9 protein-coding genes are annotated in these 13,599 nt (G+C 70.5%); 4 read left to right on the forward strand and 5 right to left on the reverse strand.

The genetic code is table 11. The annotated features are described in order from the left end of the window. Positions 1 to 82 precede the first annotated feature (82 nt). Positions 83 to 1,567: a peptidoglycan D,D-transpeptidase FtsI family protein gene (locus tag AS594_RS03180; RefSeq protein ID WP_069925552.1), complete on the reverse strand. Its 1,485-nt coding sequence runs from the start codon at positions 1,565 to 1,567 to the stop codon at positions 83 to 85. 133 nt (positions 1,568 to 1,700) lie between these two features. Further along, positions 1,701 to 3,608 carry an ABC transporter ATP-binding protein gene (locus AS594_RS03185; RefSeq protein WP_069925553.1) on the reverse strand — a complete coding sequence of 636 codons (1,908 nt, stop codon included), beginning with the start codon at positions 3,606 to 3,608 and terminating at the stop codon, positions 1,701 to 1,703. A gap of 201 nt (positions 3,609 to 3,809) precedes the next feature. Here AS594_RS03185 and AS594_RS03190 point away from each other — a divergent pair, with 201 nt between their 5' ends. Continuing rightward, positions 3,810 to 5,240, forward strand: coding sequence for a S1 family peptidase (locus AS594_RS03190; RefSeq protein WP_079148310.1), 1,431 nt, complete (start codon positions 3,810 to 3,812; stop codon positions 5,238 to 5,240). 83 nt (positions 5,241 to 5,323) lie between these two features. Here AS594_RS03190 and AS594_RS03195 read toward each other — a convergent pair whose 3' ends face one another. Further along, the gene (locus AS594_RS03195; protein ID WP_079148309.1) at positions 5,324 to 7,087 is read right to left on the reverse strand and encodes a S8 family peptidase; all 1,764 of its coding nucleotides are present in this window, start codon (positions 7,085 to 7,087) and stop codon (positions 5,324 to 5,326) included. Between the two features lie 210 nt (positions 7,088 to 7,297). Next, positions 7,298 to 7,789, reverse strand: coding sequence for a MarR family winged helix-turn-helix transcriptional regulator (locus AS594_RS03200; RefSeq protein WP_069930237.1), 492 nt, complete (start codon positions 7,787 to 7,789; stop codon positions 7,298 to 7,300). 75 nt (positions 7,790 to 7,864) lie between these two features. On the opposite strand from AS594_RS03200, the gene AS594_RS03205 reads away from it, so the two are divergent. The 3 genes from AS594_RS03205 to AS594_RS03215 all read left to right on the forward strand — a co-directional run bounded on the left by AS594_RS03205 (position 7,865) and on the right by AS594_RS03215 (position 12,841). Next, positions 7,865 to 9,976: an MMPL family transporter gene (locus AS594_RS03205; RefSeq protein ID WP_069925554.1), complete on the forward strand. Its 2,112-nt coding sequence runs from the start codon at positions 7,865 to 7,867 to the stop codon at positions 9,974 to 9,976. Positions 9,977 to 10,233: 257 nt separating this feature from the next. Next, on the forward strand, positions 10,234 to 10,995 hold the full coding sequence (locus AS594_RS03210) for a GNAT family N-acetyltransferase (RefSeq protein WP_069925555.1): 762 nt from the start codon (positions 10,234 to 10,236) through the stop codon (positions 10,993 to 10,995). 112 nt (positions 10,996 to 11,107) lie between these two features. Then, complete coding sequence (locus AS594_RS03215; protein WP_176742725.1) at positions 11,108 to 12,841, forward strand: serine/threonine-protein kinase; 1,734 nt, start codon at positions 11,108 to 11,110, stop codon at positions 12,839 to 12,841. Positions 12,842 to 12,921: 80 nt separating this feature from the next. On the opposite strand, the gene AS594_RS03220 is transcribed toward AS594_RS03215, so the two are convergent. Beyond that, positions 12,922 to 13,419, reverse strand: coding sequence for a GNAT family N-acetyltransferase (locus AS594_RS03220; protein ID WP_069930239.1), 498 nt, complete (start codon positions 13,417 to 13,419; stop codon positions 12,922 to 12,924). Between the last annotated feature and the right edge of the window lie 180 nt (positions 13,420 to 13,599).

Consider the following 13,599-nt stretch of genomic DNA (forward strand, 5'->3'; position numbering starts at 1 on the left):
GAAGTCAATAATTCCGCCATGTCAGTGAGATGGACGGGGAAGCCGTTACCCGTGAGACCGCAATTCGGGTCCGCACGAGGGATCACTTGACGAGGACGGCCCGCATGACCTGCCTGGCGATCGGGGAACCGAGCCTGCCGCCGGAGATGTCGGCGCGCGAGATGTCCATGTCGGTCGGGTCGATGAAGACCGCCACCGCCACCGAGGCTCCGTCGGCGTTCTTCCCGTACGAGACGAACCAGCCGTACGGCACCTCGTCGTCGACGTCGACGCCGCGCTGCGCCGTTCCGGTCTTCCCGCCGACGGTGATCCCGTCGATCAGGGCCCCCTTCGCGCTGCCTTCACGCGCGGTGAACTCCATCATCTCCCGCACGCTCCTGGCGGTCTCCTCGGAGACCGCCCGGCTCTTCAGCTTCGGCTCGTGCTCCTCGACCGGCGAGAGTTCGGGGTCGACCAGCTTGTCGACGATGTACGGCTGCATCAGCTCGCCGTCGTTGGCGATGGCCGCTGTCACCATGGCCATCTGCATGGGGGTGCTCGTCAGGCTGCCCTGGCCCATTCCGGTCAGCGCGGTCCCCGGCTTGTCGAGCCGGTCGGGGTAGAGGCTCTTGTACGCCAGCATGTCGCCGAAGTCCTCGGAGTACACGTCCGCGTTGAAGCCGAACTTCTCCGCCGTCTCCCGCATCTTTTCCGGGCCCAGCCTGGACGCTGCGTCGAGGAAGACGTTGTTGCAGGAGAACTGCATGGCGGTCTTCAGCGAGGCCTTGGCGCACACCGCGTCGCCGGCCTCGCTGCCGATCTTGGAGGTGGAGAGCGGCAGGGGGTACGGGGACGGGGCGCCGGACGGCGCGTCCACGTCGGTGACCACGCCGTGCTCCAGCGCCGCGGCAGCGGTGAGGATCTTGAAGGTGGAGCCGGGCGGGAACGTCTCGCGCAGCGCCCGGTTCGCCAGCGGCTTGCTCTTGTCGGCGACGAGCGCCTGGAACCTGTCGCTCTCCTTGAACGTCATCCCGGCGAACACGGAGGGGTCGTACGAGGGAGCCGACGCCAGGGCGAGCACCTTGCCGGTGCCGGGTTCGAGCGCGACCACCGCGCCCCTGGCCCCGAGATCCGTCAGCCCCTTGTAGGCGGCCTTCTGCGCCTTGGGGTCGATGGTGGTGACTACGGACCCTCCGCGCAGCGGATCCCCGGTCAGGACGTTCCGCGCCCGCTTGAACGCGAACCGGTCGTCCTGGCCGCTCAGGATCGAGTCGTACGTCTTCTCCAGCAGCGACATCCCCTGGGCCTGTGAGGCGTAACCGGTGACCGGGGCGTACATCGGCCCGTCCGTGAAGGTCCGCTTGTACTTGTAGTCCTGGCCGGCTACTTCCTTCGAGCCGGTGACCGGCTGTCCCGCGACGATGATGTCCCCGCGCGGTTCGGCGAACCGGGCGATCTTCACCCGCCGGTTGTTCTCGTGGTTGGCGAGCGTTTCCCCCTGGACGAACTGGACCCAGTTGATCCGCAGGAGCAGGGCCAGTATCAGCAACCCACAGAAGATCGCCACGCGCCTCAGCGGCCTGTTCATTCGCTGCCCCCACCCCTCCACGCCGCTCCACCGCATGCGTGCCCGAAAAGATCCATCCGAGGAGGGACGGTGTGGAGGGGGTCGGTGGTTGCCCACGGGCCGGGCCGGTTTGGTCACGCCGGGCCGGTGGGGTTCAGGGCATTGCGGGGGCGCCCTGCCTCGCCTGCGGCTCTTGCGTGCCCGGACGTTCGAACTGGGTGCGGTGCAGCTCCTCGTAACGGCCGCCCGCAGCCAGCAGCTCGGTGTGCGTCCCGCGTTCGACGACCCGGCCGTCCTCGACGACCAGGATCAGGTCGGCGGCCCGTACGGTCGACAGGCGGTGGGCGATCACCACGGCGGTGCGTCCTTCCAGCGCCTCGGCCAGTGCCTCCTGTACTGCCGCCTCCGACGTGGAGTCGAGGTGCGCGGTCGCCTCGTCGAGGATGACGACGCGCTGGCGCGCCAGCAGCAGGCGGGCGATGGTGAGGCGCTGCCGCTCGCCGCCGGAGAGCCGGTAGCCGCGTTCCCCCACGATCGTGTCCAGGCCGTCGGGCAGCGAGGCCACGAGACCGTCCAGGCGGGAGCGGCGCAGGGCGTCCCAGATGTCGTCCTCGGTGGCGTCGGGGCGGGCGAGGAGCAGGTTGGCGCGTACGGATTCGTGGAAGAGGTGCCCGTCCTGGGTGACCATGCCGAGGGTCTCGCGGACCGAGTCGGCGCTCAGGTCGCGTACGTCGACGCCGTTCAGCCGTACGGAGCCGGAGTCGGCGTCGTACAGGCGCGGCAGGAGCTGCGCGATCGTGGACTTGCCCGCGCCGGAGGAGCCGACGAGGGCGACCATGTGGCCGGGTTCGGCGCGGAACGAGACGTCGTGCAGGACCTGTGTGCCGCCGCGCGAGTCGAGGGTCGCTACGTCCTCCAGGGAGGCCAGGGAGACCTTGTCCGCCGACGGGTAGCCGAAGGAGACCCGGTCGAACTCGACGGACACCGGTCCGTCCGGCACCCGCCGGGCGTCCGGCTTCTCGGCGATCAGCGGGCGCAGATCAAGGATTTCGAAGACCCGCTCGAAGCTCACGAGTGCGCTCATCACCTCGACGCGTGCGCCGGCGAGTGCGGTGAGCGGGGCGTAGAGCCGGGTGAGGAGCAGGGCGAGTGCGACGACGGCTCCGGGGTCGAGGCTGCCGCGCAGGGCGTAGAAGCCGCCGAGTCCGTAGACGAGGGCCAGCGCCAGGGCGGAGACCAGGGTGAGCGCGGTGATGAAGGTGGACTGCGCCATGGCGGTACGGATACCGATGTCGCGCACGCGGCGGGCGCGGGCGGCGAATTCGGCGGACTCGTCGGCCGGGCGGCCGAAGAGCTTGACGAGGGTCGCGCCGGGGGCGGAGAAGCGTTCGGTCATCTGGGTGCCCATGGCGGCGTTGTGGTGGGCGGCCTCGCGCTGGAGCGTCGCCATGCGTGCGCCCATCCGGCGGGCGGGCACGACGAACACCGGCAGCAGGACGAGGGCGAGCAGGGTGATCTGCCACGAGATGCTGAGCATGACGGCGAGGGTCAGCAGCAGGGTGACGAGGTTGGACACGACACCGGAGAGGGTGTTGCTGAAGGCGCGCTGGGCCCCGATGACGTCGTTGTTGAGACGGCTGACGAGCGCACCGGTCCGGGTGCGGGTGAAGAAGGCGACCGGCATCCGCTGGACGTGGTCGAAGACCGCCGTGCGGAGGTCGAGGATCAGCCCCTCCCCGAGGGTGGCCGAGAGCCGGCGGGTCAGCAGGCCGAGCCCTGCCTCGGCGACGGCGATGACCGCGATGAGCAGGGCGATCCGGGTGACCGTTCCCTCATCGCGGCCCCGGACGATCGCGCCGACGACGCGTCCCGCGAGCACCGGCGTGGCCACCGCGAGGAGGGCGGTCACCACACTGAGCAGCAGGAAGCGGTAGAGCTGCCGGTGATGCGGCCGGGCGAACCCGACGATGCGGCGCAGAGTGGTGCGGGAGACCGGCCTGCGGTCCTGACTGGCGTTGATCGCGTTGTGCAGCGATGTCCAAGCGGTGACTTCCATGTCCATGGGCGTGACGTTAGGACCTCAATCGGACTTGAGGTCAACCCGTCCTCACCGGGCTTCTCCGTACGCGTCCGTGGCGGGCCGTCAGCTCGAATGTGCGCGCGCGATGAGAACAACACGCGCCTCGTGCGTATCAAGAGGCGGACGCGTCCCCCGGCTGCCCATCGGCAACCGGCTCCGTACCCCCCTACAGGAGGCGGCGAGTTGAGTCACAGGCGAATAACCAAGCGAAAGGCCGTTCTGGCGGGAGCGGGGGCGGTCGGCGTTGCCGCGGCCGCCGTCCTGCTTCCGCAGGCCTACGCCGGTCAGGACGGGGCCGCTTCCGACGCGTCGGCCCCCCGGCGGATGAGCGCGGCCTCCGCGGCGGAGCTGCTCCAGCAGCTCGGCGGGCAGCTCGGTGAGTCCTACGGCGGCGCCTACTACGACGCCGGCAAGCAGCAGCTTGTCGTGAACGTCGTGGGCGACAACAACGAGATCGAGGTGCAGGTCAAGAAGGCCGGCGCGGTGCCGAGGAGCGTGGACAACAGCGCGAGCGAGCTGAGCGCGGCCAAGAGCACACTGTCCCGCAAGGCCACCGTCGTGGGCACGTCGTGGGCCATCGACCCGAGAAACAACCAGGTCCTCGTCACGGCAGACCGAACCGTCACCGGTGAGCGCTGGGACAGGCTCGAAGCGGCGGTGAAGAACCTCGGCCCGGGTATGGCCCGGATCCAGAAGTCCGAGGGCGAGTTCAAGACGTTCCTCGAAGGCGGCGACGCCATCTTCGGCGGCGGCGCGCGCTGCTCCCTCGGCTTCAACGTGACCACCAATGACGGCAGTCCCGGCTTCCTGACCGCCGGACACTGCGGTGTGGCGGCCGAGCAGTGGTCGGAGGCTGCCGGCGGCGCGCCGGTCGGCACCGTCCAGGAAGCGGTGTTCCCCGGCGCGGGCGACTTCGCGCTCGTGACGTACGACGACCCCGCCACCGAGGCCCCGAGCGAGGTCGACACCGGCGACGGGCAGACGGTGGCGATCGCCCGGGCCGCCGACGCGGCGGTCGGCCAGGACGTCATCCGGATGGGCAGTACGACGGGCCTCAGCGACGGCCAGGTCACCGGCCTCGACGCCACGGTGAACTACCCGGAGGGCACGGTGACGGGCCTCATCCAGACCAACGTGTGCGCCGAACCCGGCGACAGCGGCGGGGCGCTCTTCACAGCCGACGGCAGCGCGATCGGCCTCACGTCGGGCGGCAGCGGGAACTGCACGGCGGGCGGCGAGACGTTCTTCCAGCCGGTCACCACGGCGCTCGAAGCGGTCGGTGCCCGGATCGGTGACGGCGCGGGCGGCGGTGCCGGCGACGACAACGGTGCGGGCGGGGCTCAGGAGAACGGCGGAGCCGGTGACAACGCCGGTGCCGGTGCTGATGCGGGCGCCGATGCGGGCGCCGGTGCCGACGACAACGGCGGCGTCGCGGACAACGGCGGCGCGGAGGCGAACGCCGGTGCGGACGCCGGGGCAGATGGCGGGGCGGACGCCGGTGTCCCGGGCGACGACGGTGCGAACGACGGCGGTGCCGGCGGACCCGACGAGGCTGGCGGCGGCGAGGCGCAGGGCGATGCGGCCGGCGACGGGGACGGCGGTCTGCACAACTGACGCGATCCGCCCTCTTGATGGATGCACCGTTGCGCGCCCCGGTCGTGCGGGGCGCGCAACGGCGCGGTATGGGGGTGGTGGACTCAGAAGGTCAGGTTCCAGGCGTCGACCCTGCCCGTGTCCTGGGACGCGATGTCTCGGACGCGGAGCTTCCACGTGCCGTTCGCGGCTTCGGAAGAGGCGTTCACCGTGTACGTCTTGGCCACGTTGTCCGTGCCGTCGCTGTTGGCGAAGTCCTCCAGGAGGTACACCGTCCCGTCCGGCGCGACGAGGGAGACGACCAGGTCACCGCGGTAGGTGTGCTTGATGTCCACGCCCACCTTGAGGGTGGCCGGCGCGTTGCCGGTCACGCCCGAGACGGTGAGGGGGCTGTCGACGGTCGCGTTGTCCGCGATCGTGACGTCCGCGGTGTTCTCGAAGTACGAGCCGGGGAGCGGGGGCGTGCTGCCGACGGCCTGGAGCGCATCGGTCTGGCCCTCGCCGAAAAAGCCGTTCTTCGTGGTCGTACCCGTGCAGCGGCTGTCCGACGGGCAGGCCGTGTCGGTCGCCTGTACGCCGAGCTTGGAGCGCAGGTCGGCCGGGGTGGCCGCCGGGTTGACGCTCGCCATGAGTGCCGCGACGCCCGCGACGTGCGGGGAGGCCATCGACGTACCGTTCATGTTGCCGTACTTGCCGCCCGGAAGCGTCGAGTAGATACCTGACGCACCGTCACCACCGGGTGCGGCGATGTCGATGACTCCGTTGCCGAAGTTGGAGTACGACGCCTTCACGTTGCCCTTGCCCATCGCGGCGACGGTCACGACGCCCGGCAGCTCGGTCGGGATGTCGAGGCAGGCGTTGGTGATCGTCCGGGTGACGGGCGTGGAGTCGTTCGGGCTCTCGGTGTCGACCGTCTTGTTCGCCAGGTCGAGGTTGGAGTTGCCCGCCGCGGCGACCTGGAGCGAACCCTTGCGCTCCGCGTACTCCTGGGCGCGCTTGACGCCCTCGATGATGGCGGCCTGGTCCACGTTGTCAGGGCAGTTGAACTGCCACGGGTCCGTGTAATAGCTGTTGTTGGTGACCTTGAAGCCGTGGTCACCGGCCCACATGAAACCGCAGATCGTGTTCTCGGCGAAGAACAGGCTGCTGCCCGGCTCGGCGATGCGGACCGAGGAGACCTTGACCCCCGGCGCCACCCCGACGACGCCCTTGCTGTTCTTGGCGGCCGCGATCGTACCGGCGACGTGCGTGCCGTGCGTACCGACGTCACGCCAGGCTCCGGCGCGGGTGTCCGCCTTGCCGTAGGCGCACGAGACGGAGTCGGCGGCGTTGAAGTTCGGGGCGATGTCCTGGTGCTGGTCGTCCACGCCCGTGTCGAGTACGCCTACCTTGACCGACGCGGAGCCGGTCGTCACCGACCACGCCTGGTCCGCCTTGATCTGGGTCATGTCCCAGCGGGTCAGGCTCTCCGTGAGCGTGGTCGGCGACTGGGCCGGGTTCGCCGGCAGCGCGGGGTTGTACGCGTCGGCCGGAACGTCCGAGGTGCGCGTCGCGCCGACCTGCTGCACTCCCGTCACGCTCCGCATGGTCGAGGCGAAGCCGGCCGAGGCGGAGTGGGCGACGATCACGCCGATCGCGTCGTACGAGGCGAAGACCGAGCCACCGTTGCCCGCGACGGCCGTCCGTACGGCGCTGGTGTCCCCGGGGGCGGTGATCACGAGATGTGCGCGGGTGCCGGCGGCCCAAGCGGCGGCGGTCTGCGGCCCGGTGGCGACGGCCGCGGCGGGAGCCGCGAGGGCCAGGGTGGCTCCGAGGGCGACGGCGGCGACCGCGGGGGCCTGGAGCCGGCTGAATATGTGACGTCTCAATGCGTCCTCCGAGTCCCGGCACGCCGATGGGGCCGCCGGGGACGAAACGTGTAGGGGGTGGACGCAAGATGTCAGACAGCCCCGCCGGGGAGTAAGAGGGGAATCCCTTGCAGTGCGCGGGACACGGGGCGAGGGTCCCGGCCGGGGGGCCTCAAGTGGCCGCGGTGCGCGGCGAGTCGGTCGCGCGGAGCAGCCGATGCGCGCGGCTCCTCACCGACGCAGGAGGGAGAGTTCCCGGTTCATCTCGGCGAGGAAGCGGACGACCACTCTCAGCTCGTCGGGGGTGAAACGGCCACGCGCGGCGTCGGTGCCCCGGGCGAGGGGCGAGAAGTAGTCCCGGGCCACCTTCTTGGCCGCCTCGGCGTAGTGCAGGTGCACCACCCGGCGGTCGTCGGCCGCTCTGACCCGTCGGATGTGACCGGCCTTCTCCAGGCGGTCGAGGCACGCGGTCATGGCGCCCGACGTGAGGTTGAGCTGCTTGCGCAGCCTGCCGGGCGTCATGGGCCCGTCGTCGTCACGATCCCCGTCGAGGACCGCGATCAGCGCCTGTACGTCCGTGAGATGCAGGCCCTGCGACTGGGCGAACTCCTGGGCGATGCGATTGAACTCGCCGTTCAGGCGGCGCAACAGCACGGCGAACTCCTGCAACCCGATCGGGTCCTCGGAGGGAAGTGAGGGGGAGGGAGTGTCCGTGCTGCTCATCTCACCAGGATAAGGTATCTCGACCATTGACATACTTGATGGATGAGATAATTTCCTATGTTGCTTGGGAACCTCATGAGAAGCACATCGCGCTGGGCCCGTTGGCTGGTACCCGTGGCGCTCCTGATCATTTGGCTGGGCGTCGGTGGGACGCTCGGCCCGTATGCCGGCAAGCTGGGCGAGGTGGCCACCAATGACCAGGCCGCGTTCCTGCCGCGCAGCGCGGAGTCCACCCGGGTGCTCCAGGCCCGCGAGGCGTTCGACCAGGCGAAAACGGTGCCGGCCATCGTCGTGTGGACGGTGGACGGGCCCCCGGTCACCCGGGAGCAGCGGGCCGCCGCGACGAAGGCGGTCGGCGCGCTGGCCGGACAGCCCGGGGTCGTCGGCCGGCCCTCGCCCGCGCTCGTGTCGAAGGACGGCGCGGCGATGCAGGCCGTCGTCCAGTTGGAACCGGATCTGGGCGAGGAACTGCCGGTCGTCCTCCAGGAGGTACGCGAGGCAGCACAGGGCGTGCCGGGCTCGGTGGCGCGCATCGCGGGCCCGGCGGCGAGCCAGGCCGATCTGTCCGACGCGTTCGCCGGCATCGACGGGCTGCTGGTGGGCGTGGCGCTCGGCGCGGTGCTGCTGATCCTGGTGCTGGTCTACCGGAGCGCGCTGCTGCCGTTCGTCATCATCCTGGGGGCGGTTTTCGCCCTCGGGCTGGCGTGTGCGGTGGTCTACGCGCTGGCGGACCGGGACCTGGTGCGGGTGGACGGCCAGGTGCAGGGCATCCTGTCCATCCTGGTGATCGGGGCGGCCACCGACTACGCCCTGCTGCTCGCCGCGCGCTTCCGCGAGGAACTCGCCGCGCGAGCCGACCGTACGACCGCCGCCCTCGCCGCGGTACGCCGTTCCCTCGGTGCCATCACGGCGAGCGCGGCCACCGTGGCGCTGGGTCTGCTGGCCCTGCTCGCGAGCGACCTCACCAACAATCGCGCGCTCGGGCCGGTCGGCGCGATCGGCATCGTCTGCGCCGTGCTGTCCAGCCTGACGTTCCTGCCGGCTGTGCTGGCCCTGCTCGGCCGTACCGCCTACTGGCCGGCCGGACCGAAGCCGTCGGACGCCGGAGCGGAGGGGCGCGGCGTATGGCACCGCGTCGCCGCCCTGGTCGACCGCCGGCCGCGGCGGGTGTGGGTCACCACCGCCCTCGTGCTGACGGCCTTCGCCGCGCTCTCCCCGACGTTGTCCTCCAAGGGCGTCCCGCTCGACGAGATCTTCGTCAACGACGCCCCGTCGGTCACCGCCCAGGAAACCCTCGGCGAGCACTTTCCGGCCGGTTCGGGCAACCCGGCAGTCATCATCGCCGACTCGGGACGTGCCGCGGCGGTGAGGGCCGCGGCGGAGAGCACGGAAGGTGTCGCCTCAACCGCGGCCGTTTCGGCGTCAGGCCGGCCGGGCGCCGGCGAACCGCTCGTCGTGGACGGGCGGTTGCGCATCGACGCCACTCTCGAAGCGGCCGCCGACAGTGACGCCGCGAAGGACACCGTTGAACGGCTGCGCGAGAAGGTGCACGCGGTGAGCGGCGCCGGCGCGCTGGTCGGCGGCTACACGGCGCAGCAGTACGACACCCAGCAGACGGCCGCCCGTGACCGGACGGTCATCGTGCCTGTCGTGCTCGTCGTCATTCTGCTGATCCTCGTGCTGCTGCTGCGCTCGCTGCTGGTCCCCGTGCTGCTGGTGGCGACGGTCGCGCTCAACTTCCTGGCGACGCTGGGGGTGTCGGCGCTCGTCTTCGAGCATCTCCTCGGCTTCAGCGGGACCGATGCGTCGGTCCCGCTCTACGGGTTCGTGTTCCTGGTGGCCCTCGGCGTCGACTACAACATCTTCCTGATGTCGCGGGTCCGGGAGGAGGCGCTCACCCACGGCACCCGCCAGGGTGTCCTGCGCGGGCTCGCCACGACCGGCGGGGTGATCACCTCGGCGGGCGTGGTGCTGGCGGCGACGTTCGCGGCCCTGATGGTGATCCCGCTGGCCTTCCTGGCACAGATCGCCTTCATCGTGGCCTTCGGCGTGCTGCTGGACACCCTGGTGGTCCGCTCCCTGCTGGTGCCGGCGCTGGTGGTCGACATCGGCCCCCGGGCGTGGTGGCCGAGCGCCCTGGCCAGAGGTGACGCCCAGGCAGAGTCGGCGGCGGAGCGCGCGAAGTAGCCGTCCACGCGCCTCCTCTGCCCAATCCGGCACCGTGCGGCGCGGCGATCGCGTCAGCGCGCACGGCAGACGGAGGCTCACTTGCAGCCTCCGCCTGCCGTGCGCTGACGTGCGTCGCCTTCCGCTCCCGTGGCCGGACGCACGCGGGTCGCCGTACGAGCGGATCGTCGCGGCGCAGCCACTCGCCACGCACAGCGTCGTACAAGCTTGGAACTATTCGCGGGCGGCCATGCCTCACGGCTGCCTACGCTCCTGCCATGCCGAACGCAGAGCTTCAGCGGATCACCTCCTTCCTCTCGGCCTTCGCCCGCCGCCAGGCCGCCCGCGTCGTCGACCTGCCGGGCGGGTTCGCCGTGTACGACGACGCCTTCGCGCATTCGCGCGCGAACAACCAGGTGGTCATCGACGGGGGCGTCGACTGCGAGGCTCTGCCCGCCATCGCGGAGGAGGCACTGGGGCATCTGCCTCACCGACTGATCTCCGTCCTTGACGACGAAGTCGCACTGGCGTGTGCGGAGCCACTGATCCGGGCCGGATACGCCCACTCCACCTACCTGGTCATGCTGCACACCGGCCCGGTGCCAGCCGGCGCACCCGCTGAGGAGGTGGACCTCGACGCGATACGCGTCCCCCTCACCCGGCGCTGGCGGGACCTCCTTCCGGACGTGGGCGACGAGGTCGTACGCCACCTCGTCGACCGACGCGAGGCCCGCCGTCGCGGGGCCGGCATCGTTCGCTTCATCGGTGCCCGCACGCCGGACGGCGAGGTCGCCTCATGGGCCGACCTCTACCTCGACCCGGCAACCGGCACAGCGCAGATCGAGGACCTGATCACCTCGGAGGCCCACCTCGGGCGCGGTTACGCCGATGCCGTCCTCACCACCGCCTTGCGCCTCGCCGCGAACGAGGACTGCGGCGCCCGGTTCCTGACCGCCGATGCGGCGGACTGGCCACGGCACTGGTACGAGCGCCGCGGCTTCGCCGTCATCGGCCACTCGCACTGCTTCGAACGCGGCTGATCGCGGGACCGGAGGCCGGTCGGACCTCCTGGCACACCAGCACAGCCGCCGAAAGCCCTTGGGCAGCCCACGGCCGATCGTGAGCGGCGCGCTGCTCGTAAACTGAGCCGCTATGAACACCAAGGAGGCCGGCAGACGGCTGATCGACGGCCGGTTCGAACTGCTCGGCAGACTCGGCAGCGGCGGTATGGGCACCGTGTGGCGGGCCCGGGACATCGTGCTGCACCGTGAAGTGGCATTGAAGGAAGTACGTTCGCCCGACCCCGCGCTGTCGGAGGCGGACCCGGCCCGGGCGCGCATGCTCAGCGAGCGCGTGCTGCGAGAGGCCCGGGCGCTCGCCCGCCTCGCCCATCCGCATGTGGTCACCATCCATCACATCGTGGATTCGTCGGACGGGCCCCACCCGTGGATCGTCATGGAGCTGGTTCCCGGGCAGTCCCTGCACGACCGCCTGGCCCAGGGCCCGTTGAGCGTTCCGGAAGCACTGGCCGTGGGGCGCGGCGTGCTGTCCGCTCTCCGGGCCGCCCACAGTGCGGGCATCCAGCACCGGGACGTGAAGCCCGCCAACGTCCTTCTGCGGCCCGACGGCAGCCCCGTCCTGACGGACTTCGGTATCGCTGTACTGCGCGAGTCGACCAGCCTGACCGCCACCGGTGACCTCATCGGCTCCCCCGAGTACATCGCACCCGAGCGCATCCGGGGCGAAGAAGGCAACCCGGCCTCCGACCTGTGGTCGCTCGGCATGCTGCTCTATACCGCGTTGGAGGGGCACCACCCGCTCAGGCGCGAGACCAGCCTGTCGACCCTGGTCGCGGTCCTCGACGAGCCGATACCCCCGCCCGTGCGCTCGGGGCCGCTCACCGTGCTGCTCACCGCCCTGCTCACGCGGGACGTCGCGGCCAGGCCGGACGCGTCACGGCTGGAGCAGATGTTCATCGACGCCGGACGCGGAGTCGGTGACGGCCGTTCGACCACCGCGGTGTTGCGCGCACGGCCCGCGGCTCCCGGCGCTGCCACCGGGCCCGGTGTCGCGGCCACCCACCCGACGCCGGCCGGGCCTGCGGGCACTCCTCCTTCGACCGCCCCGCCGTACGGCTTCGGCCCTCCGCCACCTCCGGTCACCGTTTTCGACACCCCGTCGCGCTCCGCCCCGCCCCAGCCACGGCGAAGGCGGTGGACAGCACCCGTCCTGACCGCTGCGGTGCTCGCGGCAGCGCTGGTGGCTCTGCTGAACGCCCTTCCGCTCAACACCGGTTTGTTCAGCGGATTCAGCCGTGACCAGAAGGAGAAATCGACCTCGACGGCGGGTCTCACCGGCGGTACGGACACTCCGAAGACAACCGAGCGGAAGGGGGACGGGCAGCCGGGACAGGCGTCCCTTCCGCCGTCCAAGCAGACGAAGAACCTCCTCACCCCCGATCGTGTGCGGGAGGCGATCGCGGCGCTCAAGGCCAAGACAGGGACGACGAAGTTCTTCGAGTTCACGGTTTACAAGGAGTACGCGATCGCCGGCGTTCCGGTCCGGGGCAGCCGGACGAAGTACGACCGCTTCGTGTACCGGAACGGCTACGCCGCCGAAGAGGGCCCTGCAGGCACTGCCATCGGCGCGGACGCAGGCCCCATCGACATCAGCAAGGTGGACTGGGACAAGCTGCCGGCGCTCATCCGGAAAGCCGACCAGGATCTCGGCATCACCGAACCGACGATGCGTTACGTCATCGTCCGCGGTCCCATATTCGAGAGCGTGCCGACGGTCAACGTCTACCTGAGCGACGAATACCACTCGTCCGGATACCTCGCCGCCGATTTCGACGGCTCAGTGCTGAACACCGTGGCGGCCGACTGACCGCGACTGGCTGTGCCCGGCCCAAGGACGACGGCACGCTGCCCGGCGCAGAAGCCTTCGGCCGGGTGTGCGCTCCTGGATCAGCAGGCTCGCTCGTATTCGACCTGGTCCAGTGCGTTGCCGTCGCCGAAGTCGAAGGCCCGTGCGGCGCCGGTCTCGGTGAAACCGCACTTGGTGTAGAAGCGACGGGACTGCGGGGTGTCACGCAGCGTCCACAGGTGCACGCGAGCGAATCCGTCTTCGCGGAGACGGCGCAGCGTCCCGGTCATCAGCGCGGCGGCGACACCGCTGCCCCAGCCGTCCGGGTGACTGTAGAAACTACAGATCTCAGCCAGACCGTGCCGGGTCTCGGACGGGAGGAAGACGGAAAGCGCAAGTGGGCGGTCGTCAACGACGGCGAGCAGGATCGTCCCTCTCCCGTCCGCGATCCGCTCGTGCCATCGGGTCCGCCTGCTCTGGACAGCGCGCGCGGCGAACTCCGGCTCGAAGAAGGGGGCGTACGCCACCTCCCAGGCGGCGGCGTGGATTTCACCCAGCACGTGGCCGTCGTTCGGACCGGCGTGACGAACCTCGATCATCCGGATCACCCTACCCAGGAACGTTCCGAGCGGGACGAGGATTCCTGACACGAGCAGCGGATCAACCGGCCGCGACGGGCGAACCGTGAGGCGGTGGCGTGGTGGTGCTCCCGGCGTGCGCCAGGTGCCGCCGGCCGTCGCCGCCGGAGACAGTAGGAACCCTCCAAGCCCGGCTGGACA

The sequence above is a fragment of the Streptomyces agglomeratus genome, from assembly GCF_001746415.1.
In the GTDB taxonomy this organism is placed as follows: Bacteria; Actinomycetota; Actinomycetes; order Streptomycetales; family Streptomycetaceae; genus Streptomyces; species Streptomyces agglomeratus.

Coding starts and splice junctions, on each gene's coding strand:
- AS594_RS03220 (WP_069930239.1), bottom strand. CDS start 13,419: ATGATCGAGGTTCGTCACGCCGGTCCGAACGACGGCCACGTGCTGGGT.
- AS594_RS03215 (WP_176742725.1), top strand. CDS start 11,108: ATGAACACCAAGGAGGCCGGCAGACGGCTGATCGACGGCCGGTTCGAA.
- AS594_RS03210 (WP_069925555.1), top strand. CDS start 10,234: ATGCCGAACGCAGAGCTTCAGCGGATCACCTCCTTCCTCTCGGCCTTC.
- AS594_RS03200 (WP_069930237.1), bottom strand. CDS start 7,789: ATGAGCAGCACGGACACTCCCTCCCCCTCACTTCCCTCCGAGGACCCG.
- AS594_RS03185 (WP_069925553.1), bottom strand. CDS start 3,608: ATGGACATGGAAGTCACCGCTTGGACATCGCTGCACAACGCGATCAAC.
- AS594_RS03205 (WP_069925554.1), top strand. CDS start 7,865: ATGAGAAGCACATCGCGCTGGGCCCGTTGGCTGGTACCCGTGGCGCTC.
- AS594_RS03180 (WP_069925552.1), bottom strand. CDS start 1,567: ATGAACAGGCCGCTGAGGCGCGTGGCGATCTTCTGTGGGTTGCTGATA.